This is a genomic window from Candidatus Zixiibacteriota bacterium (assembly GCA_036397555.1).
GTDB lineage: Bacteria > Zixibacteria > MSB-5A5 > WJJR01 > WJJR01 > DATKYL01.
Genome location: DASWIS010000008.1, coordinates 462,681 through 486,737, shown reverse-complemented (window position 1 = coordinate 486,737; position 24,057 = coordinate 462,681). Strand labels below are relative to the sequence as shown.

General features: G+C 60.9%; 18 protein-coding genes. All 18 read right to left on the bottom strand.

The genetic code is table 11. From position 1 onward, the window contains the following. Positions 1-359 precede the first annotated feature (359 nt). Positions 360-2,033, bottom strand: coding sequence for a hypothetical protein (locus VGB22_03605; protein HEX9750365.1), 1,674 nt, complete (start codon positions 2,031-2,033; stop codon positions 360-362). Between the two features lie 52 nt (positions 2,034-2,085). Then, on the bottom strand, positions 2,086-4,815 hold the full coding sequence (gene polA / locus VGB22_03600) for a DNA polymerase I (GenBank protein ID HEX9750364.1): 2,730 nt from the start codon (positions 4,813-4,815) through the stop codon (positions 2,086-2,088). Between the two features lie 95 nt (positions 4,816-4,910). Further along, the gene (locus VGB22_03595) at positions 4,911-6,752 is read right to left on the bottom strand and encodes a cytochrome c biogenesis protein CcdA (protein ID HEX9750363.1); all 1,842 of its coding nucleotides are present in this window, start codon (positions 6,750-6,752) and stop codon (positions 4,911-4,913) included. 171 nt (positions 6,753-6,923) lie between these two features. Continuing rightward, positions 6,924-7,766 (bottom strand): rhomboid family intramembrane serine protease, encoded by an 843-nt coding sequence (locus VGB22_03590; protein HEX9750362.1) that lies wholly within the window; start codon positions 7,764-7,766, stop codon positions 6,924-6,926. A gap of 202 nt (positions 7,767-7,968) precedes the next feature. Further along, positions 7,969-8,295 (bottom strand): thioredoxin, encoded by a 327-nt coding sequence (gene trxA, locus VGB22_03585; GenBank protein ID HEX9750361.1) that lies wholly within the window; start codon positions 8,293-8,295, stop codon positions 7,969-7,971. A gap of 138 nt (positions 8,296-8,433) precedes the next feature. Beyond that, positions 8,434-9,834: a Mur ligase family protein gene (locus VGB22_03580; protein ID HEX9750360.1), complete on the bottom strand. Its 1,401-nt coding sequence runs from the start codon at positions 9,832-9,834 to the stop codon at positions 8,434-8,436. A gap of 26 nt (positions 9,835-9,860) precedes the next feature. After that, the gene (accD, locus tag VGB22_03575; GenBank protein ID HEX9750359.1) at positions 9,861-10,775 is read right to left on the bottom strand and encodes an acetyl-CoA carboxylase, carboxyltransferase subunit beta; all 915 of its coding nucleotides are present in this window, start codon (positions 10,773-10,775) and stop codon (positions 9,861-9,863) included. Further along, entirely contained in the window at positions 10,759-11,217 is a 459-nt protein-coding gene (rimI, locus tag VGB22_03570) for a ribosomal protein S18-alanine N-acetyltransferase (protein HEX9750358.1), read from the bottom strand. The genes accD and rimI overlap by 17 nt, the downstream gene beginning before the upstream one ends. Positions 11,218-11,239: 22 nt before the next feature. Further along, positions 11,240-11,941 (bottom strand): tRNA (adenosine(37)-N6)-threonylcarbamoyltransferase complex dimerization subunit type 1 TsaB, encoded by a 702-nt coding sequence (gene tsaB / locus VGB22_03565; protein ID HEX9750357.1) that lies wholly within the window; start codon positions 11,939-11,941, stop codon positions 11,240-11,242. Beyond that, complete coding sequence (tsaE, locus tag VGB22_03560; protein HEX9750356.1) at positions 11,938-12,387, bottom strand: tRNA (adenosine(37)-N6)-threonylcarbamoyltransferase complex ATPase subunit type 1 TsaE; 450 nt, start codon at positions 12,385-12,387, stop codon at positions 11,938-11,940. Before tsaE ends, tsaB begins: the two co-directional genes overlap by 4 nt. Before the next feature lie 50 nt (positions 12,388-12,437). Then, on the bottom strand, positions 12,438-14,009 hold the full coding sequence (locus tag VGB22_03555) for a bifunctional response regulator/alkaline phosphatase family protein (protein HEX9750355.1): 1,572 nt from the start codon (positions 14,007-14,009) through the stop codon (positions 12,438-12,440). Between the two features lie 41 nt (positions 14,010-14,050). After that, positions 14,051-15,274 carry a HAMP domain-containing sensor histidine kinase gene (locus VGB22_03550; GenBank protein ID HEX9750354.1) on the bottom strand — a complete coding sequence of 408 codons (1,224 nt, stop codon included), beginning with the start codon at positions 15,272-15,274 and terminating at the stop codon, positions 14,051-14,053. A gap of 90 nt (positions 15,275-15,364) precedes the next feature. Continuing rightward, the gene (serS, locus tag VGB22_03545; GenBank protein ID HEX9750353.1) at positions 15,365-16,630 is read right to left on the bottom strand and encodes a serine--tRNA ligase; all 1,266 of its coding nucleotides are present in this window, start codon (positions 16,628-16,630) and stop codon (positions 15,365-15,367) included. Between the two features lie 57 nt (positions 16,631-16,687). Further along, the gene (locus tag VGB22_03540) at positions 16,688-19,036 is read right to left on the bottom strand and encodes a nucleoside-diphosphate sugar epimerase/dehydratase (protein ID HEX9750352.1); all 2,349 of its coding nucleotides are present in this window, start codon (positions 19,034-19,036) and stop codon (positions 16,688-16,690) included. A 119-nt stretch (positions 19,037-19,155) separates the two neighbouring features. Beyond that, on the bottom strand, positions 19,156-20,184 hold the full coding sequence (locus VGB22_03535; GenBank protein HEX9750351.1) for a glycosyltransferase family 4 protein: 1,029 nt from the start codon (positions 20,182-20,184) through the stop codon (positions 19,156-19,158). Then, positions 20,184-21,353 carry a glycosyltransferase gene (locus VGB22_03530; protein HEX9750350.1) on the bottom strand — a complete coding sequence of 390 codons (1,170 nt, stop codon included), beginning with the start codon at positions 21,351-21,353 and terminating at the stop codon, positions 20,184-20,186. Before VGB22_03530 ends, VGB22_03535 begins: the two co-directional genes overlap by 1 nt. A gap of 41 nt (positions 21,354-21,394) precedes the next feature. Beyond that, on the bottom strand, positions 21,395-22,921 hold the full coding sequence (locus VGB22_03525) for a lipid II flippase MurJ (protein HEX9750349.1): 1,527 nt from the start codon (positions 22,919-22,921) through the stop codon (positions 21,395-21,397). 40 nt (positions 22,922-22,961) lie between these two features. Continuing rightward, positions 22,962-24,032 (bottom strand): UDP-N-acetyl glucosamine 2-epimerase, encoded by a 1,071-nt coding sequence (locus tag VGB22_03520; GenBank protein ID HEX9750348.1) that lies wholly within the window; start codon positions 24,030-24,032, stop codon positions 22,962-22,964. Positions 24,033-24,057: the final 25 nt, after the last annotated feature.

Below are 24,057 nucleotides of genomic sequence, written 5' to 3'. Positions count from 1 at the left end.
CGCGGACAAGCGGCGGGCGCATAATGGCGTTCAGCGCTGATGTGTTCGCAGGTGTGGCAAACGCCAGACGCGCCAACACGGTGCGGTCGATGAGGCCACGGACAGTGACGGAATTCCCGAAGGCCCTTCGGATTCGACGGCGGACGAGGACAGAGTGTTCGAGGAGTTCATGCCCGATTGCGTCAGCATTAATCAGGACCGCTCCTCGCCGCTGAAGCAGTTGGGCGACGCTGGACTTGCCGGACCCGATGGGACCGATGATCCCGACGATGGGTGGGGGAATGCGTTGTACAGATCGGGTGGACTTTGCCATCGGGTATGAATATGCGCCGGGCACGCAGTGTGGCGTAGAAGAAAACTCATGGCGAGAGAGCGGTTTCGGTCGAATCCGACGTGACACAGTCCCAGCACATCTTGACGATGCGCCATTGTTCGTCGGCAATCTGAGTGGATACATCAAGAAGTCGAGCCAGCTGCCCGTTAGGGAAACGTATCTGAATGTCGGCTCCGGGAACCTCTCGGCTGATGCGATTGAGTTCGCCGGCAATCTGCAACGGCTCGGCGTCGGTGCATAAGGGCCCTTTCGTGAGTTCGACCCACCGTCCCGGCAGCCCGTACCCGGTTGACAGAAGTACGGACCGGTCAAATGTGCCTTTCGCCTTGGGGACCGGGGTCCAGCGACCGAGATTGAATTGATGCGTGCCACCGGCAGCGATGATCCAGTATTGCTCGGGTGCCATCAAGTTCGGCGCCCACAGACTCAGGCAGAAATAATCGACACCGGCGGCGCTGAGAACCGCCGACATGGCTTGCATCTGTGAGAAGCTTTCCCCTGCGCGGGTTCGCACGATGTCATCGATGCCGATGTCGATGAAATCACGTCCCCAGAGAATGCCCCAGCTTTCCTGCATGGTGTCGGCTGTGTCGGCACGATTCGCCATCCGGCCGGTCAAACTGAGATAAGACGATTGCAGTTCCGCCGTGCCCTCTGCGAACGCATTGCGATCGATCATACGGCATAGTCGCCGCGTGGCGGGGCTCAGCCGGTTTGCGGCGAATAGAGCCGCAGCCATCATGGCCGAGCGACACGCCGGCATAATTGATCCCGACGAATCCCATGCGCGTGACCAGGCGTCCCGGACCGGTGTCATCGAGAGGTCACGGAGACCAGAGCAGAGCACTGCAGCCAGAAATTTCTCTCGGTCACTGTCAAGTCGTGCGATGCTCCGGAGGGTGTTGATGCGCTGCAACGCTTGTACCGGTAGATTCAGCATACCGACCGGCCCAAGTCGCTGGACCGCGCGCGCGAGCGCAGTATCGCGGCTGCGGTCATCGCGACCCAAAAGCGGATAGTATGTCGCACGGTCGTTGAAGACGATGGCGGGTTTCAACCACGAGGTCTCCGGAGAGGTCTCGTGAATGCCGCCGCGCAGCAGGCGATGACCATCGAGCAAATATCCGGTGCCCTCCCCGTCGATAATGACATACACGCTGTCGGGCGATCGTCCGGACCGTCGCGACTGAACAAAGCGCATGACGGCACCTTCCACCGTGTTCAATCGTGGAGACACCGCCTGCAGGAGAACGGCGACCGGCGTGGAGCGTCGGTCGATCCACCGCTTTGCCGATGACGGAGTGATTGGATCGTCGTAGACGCTGTCGGGGATGACCACCCAGTCGCGCCAACTGAAGGGGCGTCCGCTGATCGCGCCCGAGCGCAGGTCATCAAAGAATTGATAGTCACGAAGATCAGAGGCGCGATAGGCGCCACGGCCGCCGGGCAGGCTTTCAATGATCTCCGAGGTCAGAAGATCGGCCCTGAGATAGACATCGGGATGCGGCACGGCCAGGGTACGGTAGACGTACAGCCCATACTTTGCGGCGGGATCGGACGCCGCCCTGCCGAGCACGTCATCCCACGCGGGCCATGAAATCTCGTCGCCCCGCAAGTGCGTCGGCAAAAGACCAGCGACGAACAGAACGGCAAGAGTCAGAACGCTGGTAGCGGGGCGCATCGTGTGCGGTCTGTTCATTCGATGACTATTCACTTTGCGTCTTACACACAGACGGCTTTGTCGGTTGAGTCTACTTTGCATCCAGCCAGTTGGCGCCGGCGCCGATGTCGACGGAGAGCGGTACACTGAGCTTGACGACATTCTCCATCGCGTCCCTGACCACGGGTCGGAGCCAGTCGATTTCCGACTTGGGTGCATCAAATACCAGCTCGTCATGCACCTGCAGGGTCATGACAGACGCTTTGCCTTCATCACGCAACCGCCGGTCGATTTCGATCATCGCCATTTTAATGATGTCGGCGGCCGTCCCCTGCATCGGCGTGTTGACCGCCGTGCGTTCGGCGAACTCGCGGCTGCGGCGATCGGATGATTTAATGTCAGGCAAGAAGCGGCGTCGCCCGGACATTGTCCGTACGATCCCCTCTGCGCGCGCCTTCTCGACAGTCTGGTCGATGAACTGACGGACGCCGGGATAGCGCCGGAAGTAGGCGTCGATGAACTCTCTGGCTTCGCCGACCGAGAGGTCGGATTGCTGAGACAGACCGTAGGCCGAGACCCCGTAGATGATGCCGAAATTCGCCGTCTTGGCGAGGCGGCGCTGTTTCGGCGAGACATCCGATTCGGGAATGCCAAAAATCTCGGCGGCCGTGCGCGCGTGGACATCGGCGGCATCACGGAAGGCGCTGACCAGAGCCGGATCTTCGGAAAAGTGCGCCATCAACCGCAGTTCGATTTGGGAGTAATCCGCCACTAGGAGCGTATGCCGGCCGTCGCGCGGCACGAATGCCGCGCGGATTTTGCGTCCCTCCTCGGTGCGCACCGGAATGTTTTGCAAATTGGGATCGGACGACGAGAGCCGCCCGGTGGCCGCGACCGTTTGCTGAAACGACGTATGGACACGGCCGGTCTTGGGATGAATCAGTCCCAGGAGCGCGTCGACATAGGTCGACTTCAACTTGGTCACCTGACGATAGTCCAGCATCAGACGCGGTACTGCATGTTCAGCAGCGAGACTCTCGAGCACGCCGACATCGGTCGCACGCTGAGACGTCTTCGATGTTCGTCGTGCAGACCTAAGCTGGAGCCGGTCGAAGAGGATGCGCCCCAACTGGGTGGGGGAGTTGAGATTGAACTCCTCCCCGGCCGCTTCATAGATGGCGGATGTCAGCTCGGCGATCTGCGTTTCCATTTCGCCGGAGAGTCGCTTCAGATATTTCTCGTCGACTCGGACTCCGGCGCGTTCCATGCGCCCGAGGACCGTCGCCAAGGGCAGTTCAATGTCGTCGAACAATCGGCGGACACCGGCCTTGTCCAGCTCGGGCGATAGAATCCCATGGAGGCGGTAGGTGTAGTCGGCGTCCTCGGCGGCGTAGTAGGTCGCGGCGTTGACATCGACGCTGGCAAAGTTTTTCTGATCTTTGCCGGTGCCGATCAGATCGGTGATCGGCTGCATGGTATGCCCGCAGTGGAATTCGGCAAGATGATCCAGACCATGGGCGCGTGCCGAGGGGTCGAGACAGTACGACGCCAGCATCGGATCAAAACCGATATTGGACAGTTCTATGTTGTATTGCGCGAAGATGCCGGCATCGTACTTGACATTCTGCGCGATCAGCTTCGGTCCGTTGCCGGTCAGAATGGGAATGAGACGCTCGAGGACATCCTCGAGGGCCAGATTCGAAGCGGAATCGTCGTGTCCGACCGGGATGTAGTATGCGTGGCCCGCAGAATAAGACAGCGAAATCCCGACGAGTCGCGCGTCGAGAGTGGACAGCGATGTCGTCTCGGTATCGACCGCCAGCCATTCGGCCTTCATCATGTCGGTTACGATCTTGTCCAACTGTGACAGCGACTTGACACCTTCGTAAGTCCCGGGCTTGTCTTTCGTGGCTGCCGGAAACTCCTCACTCGTCGTATCGCCGCCCTCGAGCCACTTTGACAGCGACTTGAATTCCAGTTCGCTGAAGACCTTCAAGGCGCGCGCACGGTCGGCGCGGGCGACCTCCCATGCGTCGGGAGTCCAGGCAATCGGGCACTGATCTTCGAGCGTCACCATGCGCATGGAGTGGCGTGCCTGATCGGCAAATTCCTTGAGCTTGTCGCGCAAAGCGGGACGCTTGATTTTGTCGGCGGCCGCCAGGGTCGCTTCAAGATCACCGTACTCGCGGATCAACTGCACAGCGGTCTTGGGCCCGATGCCGGGAACACCGGGGACATTGTCGGAGGTGTCACCCATCAACGCGAGGACATCACGCACCTTATCGGGCGGCACGCCGAACTTCTCCTCGACCCCCCCAGGATCGAGGCGCTCGATCTCCGCACCCGCTTTGCGCGGGTTGTAGATCGACACCCGGTCGCTCACCAACTGCATCAGGTCCTTGTCGCCGGAGACAATGACAATTTCGAGTCCCTCTTCGACTCCTTTGCGTGCGAGTGTGGCGATCAGATCGTCGGCTTCGTAGCCGGCCATCTCCATCAACGGGCAGCCGAGCGCCGCGGCCACTTCCTTCACGCGGGGGAGTTGGTCGATCAGTTCATCGGGTGTCGCTTCACGGGTGGCTTTGTATTGCTGGTCGAGTTCGTGACGGAATGTCGGCTCCGGGCGGTCGAATGTGAACACCCAGAAGTCGGGGTGTTCATCGCGACGAAGCTTTAGGAGCGAATTGGCGACGCCAAAAACCGCCGACGTATTCTCACCTTTGGAATTGCGCAGCGGGTTGCGGATGAAGGCAAAGTACGCTTTGTAGGCCAGCGCGGTGCCATCGATCAGAAACAGACGTCGGGATTTGGCAGCAGTCATCACAGGCGAAGAAATGACCCACCGCACCGCGGCGGCAACCGATTTTCCACCGATGGGACCAATTGTGAAGGGCCGGCCCTGAATACCGGCGTGAACTACGTTACGGACTTCAGGCGGCCGAGCATTTCATCGGCATCCAGGAACCCCTGGAAACTCTGCACTCCGCCGCGCGTGTCGATCAGGATGGTGGTCGGCAACGAGTATTGCTTCAATCCAAAGTAGTCGAGGAACTCGCGCGTTTCAGGGGCGCTGCTTGTCTCCAGCTGCAGCTTGATCGGCACGAAACGCTTCGCCTCGGCGACCACGCGCGCATCGGGCCATGTCCTGGTGTCCAGCAGCTTGCAGTTGATGCACCATGTCGCCCACGTGTCGATCAGTATCGGACGTCCCTCGGTTTTGGCGCGGGCGATACCAGCATGAAGATCGTCTCCCCAAGGGATTTCCCCATCATGCATCGAACCCGACGCGGCGGTGCCGTCCAGTTGCGAGAGATTCAGCGGCGACCACAAAAGACCCGAACTGACCAGATACCCGCCAAAGAAATACAGCCCCAGAATGAAGCAAAGGATGCCGAAGAGTTTCTTCAGACGCGGGAAGAATCCGGCTTCGGCCGTGAGGCGGTCGAAACCACCGCCGAAGACGCCCGCCGACAGCAGCAGCAGTCCGGTCAGAAGGGCGAGCAATGGAGTCGAAATAAGCGCACGCAGGAAATACAGTGCCATGAGCAGGAGGACAAAACCAAAGAACTTCTTGACCGATTCCATCCACATTCCGGCGTGGGGGAGCGCGGTGATCGCCGATGAAAAAGTCCCGATGAGCAGGAAGAGTGTGCCCAATCCCAGCGCAAAGGTAAACAACACCAGAAACCCCAACACCGCCGATCCGGCGGTGGCAACATAGAGCAGAATCCCGGCTACGAATGGCCCCACGCACGGCGAGACCACAAGGGCAGCCACAGCACCCAGTACGATGGCGCCGCCGACGCCTTCCCCCCCCTGGCCCGCCATCCTGTTGCGCAGCGCCAAGGGCACCTGTAGCTCATACAGACCGAACATTGAGAGTGCAAAGACGACGAAGATGACCGCGATCGCGCCGACCACGACCGGGTGTGCCAGCCAGGCGCCGAAGACGCCGCCGACCGATGCCACGACGATGCCCATAATTCCATAGAGGACCGCCATGGTCAGCACATAGAAGAGCGACAACACGAAGCCCCGTCCCGGTCCGCGCGCCTGCCCGGCAAAGATCGAGACCGTGATGGGGATCATCGGATAGGTACAGGGCGAAAACGACAGCAGCAATCCGGTGCTGAATGCCAACAGCAGCGCGAGGACATAACCCCATGTGCCATGCTCGCGCACGAGCCGTTCCAAATCGGATTCCTGTTGTGGGGGTATCGTCACCCCGCTCCTGATCGGTGCAACGGGCTCAGCGGAATTCGTCACGGGCGCAAAGATGTCAGGATAGCGCGCCGATCCACGCTCATCGGCAACGATCAGTCTCCACTCGACTGTGACGCGATCGGGGGGAAGACATGAGTTGTCGTCGCACGCCTGATAGTGAAATACGCCGGTCACGCCGATCGGACCGCTCGCTGTCTGCGACGAGACGATCACTGACGCCAATACCAGGTCGCCAGCGCTGTACACCGACATCCTCTCACCGAGCAGCGGGATTGTCTCACCCTCGGGGTAGCGGATATCGCCGAGAGAAAGACCTTCCGGGAAAACCAACTCCAGTTTGGAGGGAATCAGGAAGTCCTGCAGCGGCTGAGCCGAGTTGATGTGGTATCGCGGCGGCAGGTCGAGGCGCACTGCCAGCCATACGGTATCGGCCGCGCGGACGGTATCATATGAGGCGTAAGTGCGAACGGTCAGAATCGGTTCGTCTCCGTCACTGAGCTCACCGAATTGAGCCCATGTCGAGACAGAGCTCATCGCACACAACAACAGCGCGATCCATGCGGAATTCAATGCCGAGCGCCTCAAAGGGCGCATGGGGGATCGAAGGTTTTCGATGGTCATCCAGTCTTCCAACACAGTCGGGGCCAACCGGTTCCCAATATGATGCGGACTTTACCGGATGCAAGACTTTTGGGTGGAGCACAACTATGAGCGGTCTTCGGAGTGGCTGGAGAGGCGGCTGGAGGCGCGTTCGAGGGTGCGGCGCTCCTCGTCAGTCAGATGGTCGTAACCGACCTCGTTGATGCGGTCCAGAACACGATCGACCGACTCCATCAGTTCGCGCTGTTCGTCCCAGCGGCGTCGCAGTTCATGTGCTTTGCGTTTGGCACGCCATCGCCCCAGCCACGCAAACGGTCGCGGGAAGCGAAGCCGGACGCCGCGCCGCTCCAGACGCAGATAGAGAAACCCGACGGCCAGTCCGCCCAAATGCGTAAAGTGACCGATTCCATCAGCACTGCCCTTCATGGACGCAAGGAACTCCAGCGCTCCGAACATCATCACGAAGTACTTCGCTTTGATTGGAAACAGAAACCAGATGTAGATCAGCCGATTCGGATACGTCATGCCGAAGGCGAGCAGTATGGCGAAGACCGCCCCGGAAGCGCCAATCGTAGGAATCGGCGATCCCCAGAGCATTGCCACCGTCACGAGCCCGGCGCCGATGCCGGTAACAAAGTAATACCGCACAAACGCGCCGGCGCCCCAATCCAACTCCAGATCGCGCCCAAACATCCACAAGGCAAACATGTTGAAGAGAAGGTGCATGAAGCCGCCGTGCAGGAACATGTAAGTCACCGGCTGCCAGACGGCACCCCCGGCCACCAGAACCGGGCTCAGTCCGAAGTAACGGACGATGTCGTCGTGGGCGAATAACTGAAGCAGGAAGACGCCGATATTCGCGTACAGCAGCATCTTCACCCCGCGCGGCATCAGACTGCCGCCGACCGGGCTGCCGCCCCATGACCACTGCCGTACGACGAACGTCATCTGAACTCCGAACTCAGATCTGCCCCTGTACGTTTATCGACGCTCTTCCACACATGTCGATACGTCTCTTGATGCCCACGATACAATTATTCTACACGATAGCAGATGCTCCGACTGATGGCGCCGGAAATGCAATGGGCCATCGGATCCCCGGTTGGGATTCGATGGCCCCGCAGCGTGCGCAACACGTACGGCAGTCAGCTCAGTTAAGCACGGCGTCGAGACGTTCGACAAGATTCTCTTTCGGGACTGCCCCGACGATCTGATCGACCTTTTCGCCGCCCTTGAAGATCAACAGCGATGGGATGCTCATGATGCGGTACTGTCCGGCGGTGGCGTTGTTTTTGTCGACGTCGACTTTGACGACTTTAAGCTTGCCGTCGTATTGGCTCGCCAATTCCGCTACAACCGGGCCGATCAGCTTGCAGGGGCCGCACCATTCGGCCCAGAAATCGACCAATACGGGGACGTCGGACTGCAGGACTTCCTGCTGAAAGTTGGCATCGGTCACTTCAATGGGTTTGCTCATTGTATCCTCCGGGGTCAGAGCCACTGACGGTATCGGATCGGCATGGACAAGTCAACCCTTGATCACGTCGCGAATCCGTCGCATCGCCTAAAGTGACGTGCCGCATCCGCCGCGTGGCAATCTGTGCAATAACAACAGTCAGCCCGAATCGTTCCCGTCAGCCAGCTCGCCAAACGGCTCTCCCGGATCAGCCGCCGCCTGGAGGAGCCCTCTTCGCGTCAGGCGATTGAAAACACCATTCGGACCCGGCGGAGGAAATATGGCCGCCGCGGGAATGATCTCCCCGATCAGGAAGTGAGAACCGGTGACGAGTACGATTCCATCGGGGCCGGCGAGCTGTCGGGCGCGGGAGAATGCCTGACGCGGGGTTTCTTCCCACACAAACGGCAAACCGCGTCTTTCCGCGATTGCCGCAATCGCTGCTTGTCCGACTCCCGGCATGACCGGCAACGGACACGAGACGAGCGCGTCGGCAACCGGACGGAGCGTGCGCAACATTGAGCGATAATCCTTGTCCTCTTTGATCGCGACGAGCAGGACGGCCCTACGGCTTCCGAAGACGCTCCGCCACGTCGAAACCAATGCCCGCATGCCATCGGGATTGTGGGCGGCATCGAACACGGTCGTTGGCCGTCCGGCCAGAACCTGAAACCGAGCCGCGCAATGTGCCAGGCGCAGGCCAAATCGCACCGCGCCGGGCGAAATTGGAATCCCCGCGGCCTCCGCGGCCACGGCGGCCGCGATTGCAATCGCTGCATTGCCTGTTTGATGCGGCCCCACCAGCGGCGTGCGCCACGCCTCGCCATCGCCGGGGAGCATGCGGCGTGATCCTCGATCTGACATGAGTTCGTGCGCATCCCAGATCGGCGCATGACGTGATTCGGCGATTTTGGCAATCGCGGCGGATGCTTCCGGCGCCAACGGACCGGTCAGGATCCCCACTCCCTCCTTTACAATCCCCGCTTTCTCGACGGCGATCTTCGCCGGTGTATCGCCCAGCAGGTGTTGATGATCAGCGGCGATCCGTGTGATGACCGAGAGCGCCGGCGTGATGATGTTGGTGGCATCGAGCCGTCCACCGAGACCGACTTCAATGACGGCGATGTCGATGTTAGCGCGGGCAAAACTGTCGAAGGCGAATGCGGTCATCGTCTCGAAGAACGAGAATCGTTCACGGCATATCATGGTCCAATGGCGGTCGAGAAACTCCTGCACCCAGCCACGGGGAACGGGACGGCCGTCAATCAGGACACGCTCCCGCAAATCGCGCAGATGCGGAGATGTGAAACGCCCGGTCCGATGCCCGGCGGCGCGCAGGATTGCATCCAGCATCGCGCAGACTGAGCCCTTGCCGTTGGTGCCGGCGATGTGGATGCATACGAACCGATCCTGCGGATCGCCGAGCGCCCGGCAAAGTTTGCTGATGTTATCCAGACCCAGCCGAATACTCGCGAACTCCAGCGAGTAGAGCCGATGGATTGCGGAGGCATAGTCGGAGGCCGACCGAGGCCTGTCCCCTGTCGGGGATTTTGTTGACATGGGAATGAATCCGGGGGGGTGGCGGATCAGTTCAGCGGCGCTTTGTCGCCGTTATCGCCGACAGAAACCGTATGTCCGGTCTTGTCGAGGACACCCGAGCCGGGTCCGCACAGGAAAGTCAGCAGCGTGACCACGGTCGCCTTAAGTTCCTTACGGGCAACGATGCGGTCTAAGAATCCATGCTGCAGGAAAAACTCGGAACTCTGAAATCCCTCGGGGAGTTCCTGACGGATCGTGTCGCGGATGACACGTGGCCCGGCAAACCCAAGCTGCGCCCCCGGTTCGGCAATAATCACATCTCCGAGCGAAGCATACGACGCCATGACGCCCGCGGTCGTGGGATTGGTGAGAATCGACAGGTACGGAATCTTCGCTTCGGACAATTCCGCCAGCAGGACACTGGTCTTGGCCATTTGCAGCAGCGAGAGTATCCCCTCCTGCATACGCGCTCCGCCGGAACAGGAGACGATCACCAGCGGGATGTGACGTGTCAGCGCGCGCTCGATCGCCCGGGCCACTTTCTCGCCGACGACCGATCCCATGCTGCCGCCGATGAAGGCGAATTCCATGACGCCAAAAGAGACCTCGCGCCCGCCGATCCTGCCGATCCCGCAGACGATGGCATCGGCCAGTCCTGTCTTCCGCTGTGAGTCGGCGATGCGGTCGGGATACTTCTTCTTGTCTTTGAACTCCAGAGGATCGCGGGCGACCAAACCCCGGTCGAACTCTTCTAATGCGCCCTGATCCAGCAGAAGCCGGATGTAGTCGGAGTGACTGATGCGAAAGTGGTGATCACACGAGGGACAGACCCAGAAATTCCGTTCCAGCTCGCGTGAATAGATGATCTCACCGCACGAATTGCACTTGGTCCAGAGACCGTCGGGGATGTCCCGACGGTTATCACCGCTGAGCGTCGCTTTGGCTTTACGAAACCATTCCATCGGGGCCGTCCGTGACGGGGGCCAGCGCCTTGGCCAAGACCAGCGCATCCGCTGGCGGGTCATCGTAATACCCGCGCCGATGCCCGATCTGACGATAACCAATCGCCGTGTACAACGCCAATGCCGCTTTGTTCCGGTCGCGGACCTCCAGGACGGCACTGACGGCGCCCCGCCGGATCCCTTCTTCTTCGGCGGCGGCCATCAGCAGCCGTCCGAAGCCCTGCCGACGATACCCGGCCATGACCGCGATGTTTTGAATCTGCAATTCATCGGCGAGACAGATCGAGCAGAGATACCCGATGACTGTGTCTGACGGATCAACTGCCGCCAGGAGATACGACCGCGGCGATGAGAGCATCTCACGAAACGCGGACATCGGCCAGGGATCATCGAAACAGGATCGTTCGACGGCGGCGACCTGTTTGAGATCGCCGGAGCGCATGGGTCGGAGGGTTGGAAGCGCGTTACGCATTGTGCTGATGTTTACGAAACGAGGGCGGCCGGCCATAGTCGATCGGCGATTGGTCCAGATTAAGCCGGTGCCCCGCCTTGATATCATGACAAGCCCACAACGCGATGCAATCACCGCCGATCACACATTGTTCCTCCGGCGCGAATTTCGCCCCAGGGCCGAACACTCCGAACCATCGCTGCTGGTTGCCATACAGTGCCGGTCCGCAAACCAGCCCTCCCTCGTTGCTCCCCCTGTGATTCGTGTCGGGCGTGATCACAGTCGGTGGGGAGTGGACTTGTGTCGGGTCAATGCGATAAGCGTAGGTCTCTTCTTTCCGGTGGTGAATGAGACACGTCAGGACTTCGATTGGGACGTCGCCACTGGCCCCTCCCATGGTCTCAAACCAGAATCGACGCTGCAGTTCCGGGACTGACCACCCGGTCACGGGGATGCCGGCCGCTTGCGCCCATCCCGATGCAGTCGCCCACGCAATGCGACCGGCGGTCAGCGAACCCGGTCCGGTCGCCAGGGCGAGCGCTTCGACATCGGTACGCACCATCTTCGATTCGGCCAGCGCCCGATCCATTACGTTCTCGAGAATGTTGCCGCGCGTGCGGGTCGCGGGGTGATCCCAACGACCGATGACCCGGTCATCATCGGCCAGACCGACGGTCACCAACGGGCCGGTGGCATCGAATCCGAGAACGATCATGCGTGCCCGAGTTGATGCCGTGTGATTGCTATGCGTCGGCGCACTGCGTCAATGGCCTCGATCGACACGATCCAGGCATTATCGGGCCAGGCTTCGGGGATCCGGTCCGCCCACTCGACGAGACAAACACCGTCACTGTCGAAGCATGACCAGACGCCAGCGAACTCCAGTTCCGAAGCCGTCGAAACACGATAACAATCGATGTGATACACGGGGAGTCGACCGCTCAGGCAGTTGAGGATCGTGAAAGTCGGTGACGGGATGGCCGATGTGACCCCCAGCGCCCTTGCCACGGCACGCGCAAAGACCGACTTACCGGCTCCCAGGGTACCGATCAGTCCGACCCAGTCGCCCGGCGCCAGATCTTGTGCAAATTCCGCAGCGGCTGCCTCGGTCTCGGCCACACTGCCGCATTCACGACGCACGGTTTGCGGCGGGGCCGCCATCAAACGCGTTCCTCGATTCACATTCGGGGACAATCCAACCGACGCATGGCCTACTTCGGCGTCAGTGTGGCAATCGGCAGCACCATTTCCGGCAACGAAATGCCGCCATGCTGAAAGGTGTTGGCGAACTTGCGCTGGTACTCGTTGAAATTGGTCGGATAGACGAAGAAACAGTCTTCCTTGGCGATCAGATACGTCGTGTTAATCGTGAAACTCGGCAGCCGGTATGACTTCGTGTCGCGGACGAACACCGCGTCTTTCGGCTCGGCCTTGAGATTGTCGCCATACTTGTAACGCAGATTCGACGAGGTGTCGCGCCGGCCGTGCACAACCGTGCCGCGTGTCCCCATGATGCTGCCGTGATCGGTCGTAACGATCGCAACCGCATCCGGGTCGGAGGCGATCTGGCGCATGACCTTCACCCACGAGGAATTCAGAAACCACGTTTTGGCCAGTTTACGAAATGCATCCTCGTCGGGGGCCAGTTCATGGAGGATTTCATCCTCGGAACGCCCGTGGGATAGATGGTCGATGAAGTTGTACACGACCGACAACAGCGGCTGATTGAGATAAGAGCCGAATTTGCGCGCCAGGTTGTCGCCCTCGCTAAAGTCGAGAACCTTGACATAACGCGCCTCGCCCTTCAGCCGCACGCCCAGCCGCGCCAATTGTTGGTCGAGCAGTTGTCGTTCCAGCCGATTGCGTGAAAACTCATCTTTGTCGCCGATCTGCCATAGCTCCGGATACAGCCGTTGAATTTCATCGGCGAACATACCGGAAAAGATGGCGTTGCGCGAAAACGGGGTCGCCGTCGGTAAGAGGGAGAAATAGTGGTCCCGTTTGATCTCGAAGGACTCCGCCAACTCCGGCTCGATGGCCAGCCAATGGTCCAGCCGCATGCAGTCGATCACGAAGAAGTAGACCTTGCGTCCCTCGCGCAGGTGCGGCGCCACCCAGCGGTCGATGACATCAATCGACAGCGGCGGACGGTCAGGTGAATCCAGTTGGGCCAGCCACTGCGGATAGTAGGTCTCGACCCAGCGGCCGAACTCGGTATTGGTCTCGCGCTTGTGTTCACGGTGTGTCTGATCGAGTCCCAGATTGGTAAAGCGGTCCAGTTCGAGATCCCAGCGCGACAAGACCGAGTGCGCATCGATCCATTTCCTCCAGTCGGCGTTACGCGGGAGGTTTTCCTGCAGCCGGCGGAAGTCCTCGACGTACTGCCGCGCCAGATGCTCTGATTCGATGCGGCGGCGTTCGAGATGCCTCTTGACGACCGAGACGACCTGGGATGGATTGATCGGTTTGGTGAGGTAGTCGTCGATTTTCTTACCGATCGCCTGATCCATCAGGTGCTCTTCTTCGCTTTTGGTCACCATCACGACCGGGAGGTTGGGGGCAAGCCGTTTGAGCTCTTCCAGCGTGGAGAGGCCGTCGCGCCCCGGCATGTGCTCATCGAGCAGGACCAGGTCGAAGCGCTGCTTCTGGACATACTCCAGCGCGTCATCGCCGGAATGGGCGCCGGTGACTTCATATCCGCGCTCCTGCAGCACGATGATGTGCGGCTTGAGCATCTCGATTTCGTCGTCGACCCAGAGCACCTGCTTGGGAGCTTGTGACATGTGACTCCTCTCGTGAACGACTGGCCCCACGTGACGATACGTCATGATGCCGGCAAATGCAGGGCGAAGCGCGTGGCCTTCTGCGGCACCGATGTCTCCAGGTACAAATCGCCGTCGTGGTATTCCATGACGATGCGTCGTGCCAGGGTCAATCCCAGCCCCCAGCCGCGCTTCTTGGTCGTGAAGCCCGCATGAAAAATCTTCGATTGGTCGCGCGCCGGAATGCCGGGGCCGTTGTCTTCGACGCTGATGATCACGCCGTCTTTCGCGTGCGGACGGACCGCGACCATGATGCGTCCGGTCCTGGAATCTACGACATCCAAAGAGTTTTTGATGAGATTCTCCAGCACCCAGGCGATCAGATCGGCATTGATCGGCACCGACGGCGCCGGCTGGTAGTCTTCGAGTAGCGCCACGCCGGTGCCGGAATGGGGCAGGCGCGCACGGAAGTAAGCGGTCGTCTCGCGCACGATCGGCGCGACCGGCAGTACGCTCTTGTCTTGCACCGACCCGATCATGCCGAAACGATTCGCCACGAGACGCAGACGCGCGACGTCGGCCCGCATGTGATTGATAATCTCGACATTCTGAGGAGCGGCATCACGCTGCTCGGATATGTGTTCCAGCCATCCCATCAAGGACGACAGCGGCGTGCCCAGTTGATGCGCCGTTTCCCTGGCCATGCCGACCCAAATATAGCGCTGCTCGGCTCGCTTGATGTTGCGGAAGCTGACATACGCGATCAGTATGAACAGCGCCATCACGGCAATGCCGATATACGGCAGACGCTGCACATTTGAGAGCAGGCGAAAGTCGCCATAGTGAAGGTTGTACAGCAGATGGTCACCGTAGGTGATGGGCACGGGAGGATACTCGCGTGACATGTCAACCATCATCGCGCGGATGCGCTCGCGTGTCGCACCGATGGTGTCGTGATCGGCAATTCCCGGCAGTCCCCGCCAGTACAGGGGGTCGCCGGCGGGCTCGGCGACGATGATCGGGAAGTCGCTTTTGATGATGATCTGCTCGAAGAGATAGCCGATCTCCTGCGGATCGGTCGTTTCGGCGGCACGCTTCCACTGCGCGGCGTACGCCTGCGCGAGCCGCCGTTCGGACTCCTTCAGCTTGGTGACCAGTTTGGTGGTGGAATAAATCAGCAGCGCGGCGATGACAGCCAATCCCAGAATGAGCAGACCCTTAAACGCCAGGGGCAGGCCGGTGTAGCCGGCGGGATCATGGATGATACGCCAGAGTCGTCGTCGCACGTCAGAGTCCGATCCGATGCCGCCCCCTCGGGGGCAATCAGTTGTTACAATACAGTGGAGATATACGACGGGCGAAAGTGCGACACAAGCTCACGCAATTTCGGTCTGCCCACCCATGAAGGGGATCAGCGCGTCGGGGATTCGGATCGTTCCCCTGGCCGTTTGATAGTTTTCCCAAATGGCGATCATCGTACGCGGCAATGCCAGCGCCGAGCCATTCAGGGTGTGGGGGAAGTATGGTTTGCCGCCATCGGCCGGACGGATACGCAGCCCCATCCGTCGGGCCTGAAAGTCACGAAAGTTCGAGCACGAGGAGACTTCCAGCCACGCATCGACCCCGGCCGCGTGGACTTCAAGGTCGTAGCAACGGGCTGCGGCGAACGAGAGATCACCGGTCGCCAGAAGCCGTACGCGATATGGCAGCTTCAGCGCGCGGAGAATCGCTTCGGCATCGGCGGTCAAGGATTCGTGTTCGTCGGGTGACGATTCGGGTTCGACGATTTTGACCAGTTCCACTTTGTCGAATTGGTGCACGCGCATCATCCCGCGCGTGTCTTTGCCGTGTGCGCCCGCCTCCCGGCGAAAGCAGGGCGTGTACGCCGCCATTCGTTGCGGCAGATGAGACTGGGGGATGATCGAATCGGCGGACAAATTGGTGAGCGGCACTTCGGCCGTGGGAATGAGGTATACATCGTCGGATTCGATCCTGTACATGTCCTCGGCCAGCTTCGGCAACTGACCCGTGCCGGTCATCGTACGGGGCGTTACCAGATACGGGAGGCGGTACTCCTCGTATCCGCGCGCGCGGTGCGTATCGAGCATGAAATTAATCAGCGCGCGCTGAAGCCGGGCGCCGTCACGTTTGAGAACCGTGAACCCCGAGCCCGCGACATTGGCGGACGCCGTCGCATCGAAGATGCCCAGTGCCTCGCCCAGCTCCCAGTGCGGGAGCGGCTTGAATGCGAACGACGGCGGCTCACCCCAGCAGCGAATCTCACGATTATGGGACTCGTCGCCGACGGGAAGGTCGACATCGGGCGGATTGGGAATACGGAGCAGCGATTCGTGCAACTGCAATTCAACTTCGCGCAGTTGGTTGTCCATCTCCTGGATGCGGTCGGATACCTGACGCATCGCGGTGATGGCGTCGGTCGCATCCTGCCCCGACTTCCTGGACTGCGCGATCTGTTGTGACGCGGTGTTTTTCTCGTGCTTGAGTGTCTCGACCGTGCCGATGATCGCGCGTCGCTGCTCATCGAGCACCAGGACTTCGTGAACACGGTCCGGTTCGTTCTTGTTGCGCGACCCGCTGCTGACCCGTTCGGGATTCTCGCGGATAAACTTCAAGTCAAGCATGGGCGGGGGTCAGATGACACCTGGACGATGGTCGTGCACAGACCGACACCCCGCCGATCACATCGCAACGCGATCGGCGGCTTCCTCGTCGCCGGACAGTTGCACCGTGTCCATCGGTCCGGGCGTGGTGGGCAAGGTTGCCGGTTGTTGGTAGCCGGGCACGAGGTTGGCCAGAATCGCCATGGTGCGACGGACATGTCCGCTGCGGGCGGAGGTCAGCAATTCGGTGACGCGCGACTCAAAGTCGTCCGGCGCATCGTCGATCGCATCGACGATCCAGATTTTGTCGTGTCCCGAGGGGCGCGGCTGAACACCTTCGCCGAAGAGATCCTCCGTCGTTTTTTCGCCCGGTCGCAGTCCGGTGAACACGATCGGGATGTCGTCTTCGGGGCGGAGCCCGTTGAGAATGATCAGATCGCGCGCCAGATCGAAGATGCGCACCGGCTCGCCCATATCCAAAACCAGCATCTGTCCGTTGAGTCCGATCACCGCAGCATTCAACAGCAACAATGCCGCTTCGCCGGCGGTCATGAAGTAACGGGTGACGTCGGGTGTCGTGACCGTGACCGGCCCGCCGGCGCGAATCTGACGTTCGAACAACGGTACGACCGAACCGTCGGAGGCCAACACGTTGCCAAAGCGCACGCTCACGAACCGGGTCTTCTCTTCGGCCGCACGGCGCAACGCGAGCAATTCGGCGATCCGTTTGGTCGCCCCCATGACGCTATAGGGATTAACCGCCTTATCGGTGGAGATGTTGACAAAGGTGTCGACGCCGCGTTCCAGCGCCCAATCCATCAGGAATCGCGATCCGCCGACGTTGTTGAGCACGGCGGCATCCGGAAACTCTTCCGACAGGGGGACTTGTTTGTAAGCGGCGGCATGGAACAGGACATCCGGAGGATGATCGGCGAACAACGCATGGAATCGGGCCCGATCGGTGATGTCGGCCAGATAGCCGCCGATGCGCACGCCGGACTTGAGACGGGCCAGTTCTTCGAGCAGATCGTGGAGCGCGTTTTCGGCGCGGTCAACCAGTGCGATTTCCGCCGGTGCGAAGCGCAGCATGCGTCGCGCCAGTTCCGACCCGATCGAGCCGGCGCCGCCGGTGATCATCACGCGCTTGCCGGCCAGCCACCCGACCACTCGGCTGGGATCGACATCGACCGGCGAGCGCCGCAGGATGTCTTCGACCTGCACATTGCGCGCCTCGCGCACGCTCGACCCGCCGTCGATGATTTCCCGCAACGACGGCACGGTCTTGAAACGCACGCCAATGCGTCCGCATTCCTCGACGATTCGCCGCATTTGTGAACCGGTCGCCGACGGGATCGCGATGAGGACTTCCGTAATGTGGAAACGGTCGACGGCGGCTTCCAATTCGTCGAGATCACCGACCACCGGAATGCCATGCAGACGCGCACCGTGTTTTTGCGAGTCGGCGTCGATGAACGCCACCGGCAGCATGGGACCGCTGGGATTCTTGCACAACTCGCGCACAACCATCTCACCGGCATCGCCGGCACCGATAATCAAGATGCGACGGCCGCGCCGCAGGAAACGCGGCGTCAATTCGCGCAGAGTCCGCAGGGCAAAACGCGATCCGCCCAGCCATCCGACCATCAGAAACCAGTCGATGATGAAGACCGAGCGGGGGTAGCCGTCGACGCCGAAGAAGAAAACCGGAAGCACCAGCAGGATTGTACCGACACTAACCGCTTTGAGTATGGAGACGAGATCGTTGACGGACGCGTAACGCCAGACACCGGAGTACAGTCGGAAGTACGTAAACGACGCGACGCGAACAAGAAAGACCAGGGGCAGTGTGTCCCAGAATGCCTTGTAGGCATCATGAGCGATATCGCCGTCGAATCGGAGCCAGAAAGCGAGATAGTAGGCGAGCGCGACGCCGACCGCATCGGTGGCGAGTATGGCCAGACGACGCTTGTTGATACGACCGTTGTCGCCGTTGGTTCGGGGAGCGCTCTGCAACGTGGGCATCAATCTCCCGCCCGCCATCAGCAAGAGCACGCTCGCCCAGTAGCCGACGAGCGCGGCGCGCGACTCCACCAGGGGCCAAGTCGAATCGAAGGGGATGAACGGCAGGATAAACATGCCGAACGTCACCGCATGAAAGACACGGCTCAGACTGTCGGTCGGCGTGCCGGATGCAGCACGGCGGTACAGGCCGAAGACGGAGAACAACAGCAGCCACCCGAGCGCCATCCATGGCAGCGCTCCCAGGTACGTCGACGGCGCGATCAGGATGTCTTCGGGAGCGTCACCGAGCCGCATGCGCAGCCAGAAAATCAGCGCCGAGGCGGCATAAAGTGACAGCAGATCCCACAACATCCACCGCCAGCGCCCCAGGTACTGAGCGACGGCACTGATAAAAGCCCTGGTCAAGGGAGTCCCCCCACGACACGATTATAGATGATCGGACGGCTTTTAACCACCGCAAAGCTTGCGCCGCTCTGCCCCATCCGCCTCGTCTGCAACCCGGTAACCAGTACTGCCATTGTCACTTAGTCGATCCCTGGTTTGTCCGGAGACGGGCTTTCAGTCAGTAGACGGACTAAGGCGCCGATGAGGGCCGACTTCCGTCTGGAAGTGTCGAATGTATTGACCGCCCAGGCACGTGCCGCCCGACGGGCATCCTCACCGGCAGTGAATGTCTGCTCGATGGCATCGGAAACCGCCTCGGGAGTCCGTTGCGTCAACACAACACCCGCATCTCCGACGACTTGCGGAAGCGCACCGCAATCGGAAACGATCGGGATACACCCGCAGGACATCGCCTCGACCGTCGACAGCGAAAAACTCTCGTGGCGTGACGGCTGCACGTAGACGGAGGCGCGCCGGTATTCGTCGACCAGCGCATCGCCGTCCAGATAACCCCTCCAACGAAGGTTGGGCGGGCACAGTGACACGAACCGTCGCGCGGCGCGATCGACGGCGGGACCGACCGCCACGAACTCACGATGCGGCGTGCGTCTTGCGGCATCCCAGAACACATTCAATCCCTTTAACTCTATCGTCTGCCCGGTGATCTGCCCGACCGTCAGCACCGATGTCCGGGGCAGTCCGGCAAAGTAGTCGAAGCGACGTGTATCGACTCCATTAGGAATCATCGTCATCCGTCCGGCGCAGTCTGAGTATCGATCAAGAGCATGCTGATGTGTCACCTGCGACACGGTGAGGATCGCGTGCGAGCGCCGCAGTATCTGATGGACGAAGGACTCGCTGCGTGATCCCGGACGGATTCCGTAGCTGAGGGATGCGATCCACTCGACCTCGTATCCGCCGATGACCGTCGCCACGGGCAACCCCCGCGATGTGGCCAGCATCGACGGTATGACGGCATGGCGGCCGGCAAACCAGTTTAACACCAGGTCGCAGGACTGGATGATCCGTGGCAGTCTCAGATACGATGCAACGCCGTGCGGCTGCCAAACGGTGACATGAAACGCTGCGCGGAGCATTTCGGCATCCTGCCGAACGAAACTCCCCATGACGCGGGGTGCGATGAATGCCAGTCGTGGCTTGCCGTCCATCAGAAACCGAACACCTCGCGAAGCACGGGGACAACATGTTCACGATTGATTTTTGTCCAGGTGAATTCGCGCGCCTTGTTCCTTTGGATCCGAGCGACCGACTCGCGGTCTTGTGACAGTACCTCAAGGATGGCCTCAGCAAATGAAACCGGGTCGGCGCTTGAGAACCTCAGGTGGTGCTCATGCGGCTTGAACTGCGGCAGCTTGGTTGAGACGACCGGAAGTCCCGCGGCCCAGTAGGCATAGAGCTTCAGGAAGTTCGATGCGGCCGAATAGTCGTTGATCTTAAACGGAAGGAGTCCGGCGCGGCACTTCGGCAGAATCGATGGCAGCGTCTCGTGCGGCCGACGCCCAACGAAATGGACATTCGGCAAACGACGTAGACTCGCGGGCCTGTTGTTCGATGCTCCGATCATGACCAACTGCCACTCCGGGTGTGCGGCGAAGACCGATGCCAGCAACTGGCTGTCGAGAAACGAATAGAGTTGCCCCAGGTAGACGATGCGCGGTTCGGGGATCGCATCGATGGGGTCGGACGCCGGTTGCCGATCCGCCAGGAAGAAGTCCGGAATGCCATTGTCCATCAACTCCAGACGCCGTGCGTCGGCGGCGCGGCGGCGCCCCACTGACTCATTCACAACGAATGTCACATCGGCGGAACGCAGCAGCAGCGCTTCCGCCGACCAGCGGTCATCCTGAAAGACGCCATCCGGCGTGCACGCGTACTCGTCGTAGCACAAATACACGCTGCCGCCATCGGGAAACGCATCGCACACCCATTGCTGATGCGGGTGATGCACCCATTGGATGATCCGCTTCGTGTCGGGGAAGTGTTCATCGAGAATCCGGCGGAGCGCACGCCGCATGGCGCGGACATTCTGAGCCGTGATGAGTGAACTGTGCGCGGCCAGCAACTCGTGGACGAACACGCGCGGCGTCAGCACCAGCAATCTCTCCATCACGCGTTCAACCCGGGTACGCCAGAAACCGGAGAGAAAGGATGCCGTGTGCCTGATCGGCGCGACGATCACATCGATCGGACGATTGACGCAGATCGTCGCGACATGATCGGGAAGCTCCTCGGCCAGCGATGTGAAGGCATAGCGATAGTTCGTGTCGGGCCAATCCGACGACAGGTGAATCACGATGATGGTATCGATGGTTGGCATCGGCGGACTGACGCGGACGAGACGGGAGTCCAAAACTGAACTCACTTGTCCGATTGGCGAAAAACCAACTTCACGACCTTGCTGCGCCAGGCAGTCAGCTCAGTGATCCCCAGGTCGGGACCCGCGAAGAGCAATATCGCACCGCCGAGCACGACGGTGATGCCCACACGGATGATCGCCAGCAGATGCCAAGATGCAATGGAAGTGTCGAGGACAATGGATTGAAAAAGGAACGCAATCCCGCCGACTATCAGGACGACCGTCATCATCAACTTCAGCCACCCACCCAGCACTCCCCGAAGACACCATCGCGGCAACAACGCAAGCATGATGCTCCCGATGACGCAATAGGCGAACGCGGAGGCCGTGGCCAGGCCCATCACATCGTAGCGGCCGACAAGCCACAAACTCAATCCGATCTTGATACAGACGCCAGACGCCGTCGCCAGGAACAACGGTCGCCATCGACCCATCGAATAAAAGACCCGCGCAACGAGCGTGCTGATGACGGCGGGAATGAGCCAGATTCCGTAGACACGCGCGACATTGCCGGTCACCGTCCGCGCCCCGGCATCGAACGCACCTCGCTCGAATATGATGCTGGCGGTCTCAGGTCCCAGGATGACCAGGACCGCGGTCGCCGCTGAGCCGACCAGTAACGACCAGCGCATGCTGCGGTCGAGAATGCGGCGCACCTCGGCTTGATCGGACAATTGCACGGCCCGGGCCAGGAACGGGAATGCGGCGGTGCTGAGAGCCATCCCGCAGACTGTCAGCAGCGGGGATGCCAACAGCGACGCATACTGCAAGGAGGCAATCGAACCTTCCGACAGGAATGACCCGAAGCGTCGGTCGATCAACGCATACAGGAACCCCGCCACGCCGGTGACCAGCACGCCGGCGATCCAACCCAGCTTCGGCGCGTGTTCCGGGGCGTGCGACGCGGACGGCGGATGCGCCGCACGTTTTTCAAAAATCACGGCGGACAAGGACCAGAACGCTGCGGCCACGGTGCCGAGCGTGTATCCCCATGCGAGCGTACGCGCGCCGCCCTCGGGATGAATCAATAATGCGGCGATCGTGATGGTGCTGAGCCAGACATCGGAAACGCCGGCCGCCACAAATCGGCGCGCCGCCAGCAATCGGCTGCGCAGCAGCGCCTCAGCGGCCGCAAAAACGATTGAAGCGGATCCAATACGGAACAGCCAGATCGCCTCGGTGCGCGCTTCGGGGGAAAACCCCTCGGTCGTGACTTGTGCCAGAATGGGCGCGACGGCCCACAGCAACAGTGACACCGGGGCCGCGCACAGTGCGACGATCCACGCCGCATTGCGACCGCTGTGTGAATCGCTGTCCGAAAACAGAGGAACGAATGCGTTGGGCAGCGAGTGATAGAGAATTGTGCCGACGGCGACCGGGATCGTGACGGCCGCCAGAAACAAGTCGACCGCGAGCGAAGCGCCGAAGATCGCCGCCGTGACGACTTCCCGCACCAGACCGATACCCTTGCCTGCCACCGACAAGGTGACGACGGTCATGCCTGCGGAACGCAGGGATTGAGCGCTCATCTGAGCACTCTCGATGACATTTTCATGCCTCGGGCGCCGATCAATCGCGCATCAAATCCTGATGCAGTCGCCTGATAATGGCCGCGCCAGGGCGGCGGCGGCGGAAGAGCCGATCGTCGCTGCGGGGCGACCGCAACGGCCGGGACAATACGCGCTGTACACGGGCCGTGTGCAGCCCAACCGGCACGACCGCGCGACAATCCGACAGCTCGCGCCACTCGGTCTGTTCGCGCAGTAACAGGCATGGAGTGCCCGACCAGTACGCCTCACGCTGGATTCCGCCCGAATCGGTGAGCACGGCACGTGCCGAAGAAACGAGCGCGAGCGACTCCCGGTGCTCCATTGGTTCGGCCAGTATCAGGTGGCGAAGACGACGCAGTGGGGCGCGCAATCCCAGGCGCCGGAGCGACTTTACCGCGCGCGGATGCAGCGGCCAGAGCACCGGACGGTCAAGCTCCGCGACGATGTCGATGACACGCCGCAACCGTTCGGCGTCATCGACGGTCTCGGCACGATGGCAGGTCAGATAATAGAAATGACCCGCCACCAATCCGAGGTCTTCTAATGTGGATGCGACAGCTACGTGCCCGACCGATGCGCGCCATTGTTCGTACATCACATCACCGACCCCATAGACGCCGCGCCCGATCCCTTCGCTCTGAAGATTTGCGACAGCGGTCGATGTCGGCGCGAACCGCCACTGGGACAAGTGGTCCGCGATGATCCGGTTTTTCTCCTCGGCCGCGAACATTTCGCCGGAACGCATGCCGGCTTCGATGTGTGCCAACGGGATGTTGCGGTACGCCGCCGCGATCGCGCCGCCGGCCGTGGTGCTCGTGTCGCCGAAGACGACGACCGCGTCCGGCTTGGTCCGCGCCAGCAGCGGGTCGAGCGCGTCGGCGATGCGTCCGACCTGCGAGGCCGCCGGCGCCGAGCCGATGCCGAGATGATGGTCCGGACGTCGCAGCCCGGTTTCACTCAGAAATGCGCCCGCCATTCGAAAATCGTAATGTTGGCCGGAATCGACCAGCACGGAGCGAAACGAATCTTCAAACGCCCGCCACAGCACGGCGAGTTTGATGAACTGCGGCCGCGTGCCAAATACGGTCATCAGCGTCGGCCGGCGCAGCCGTGAT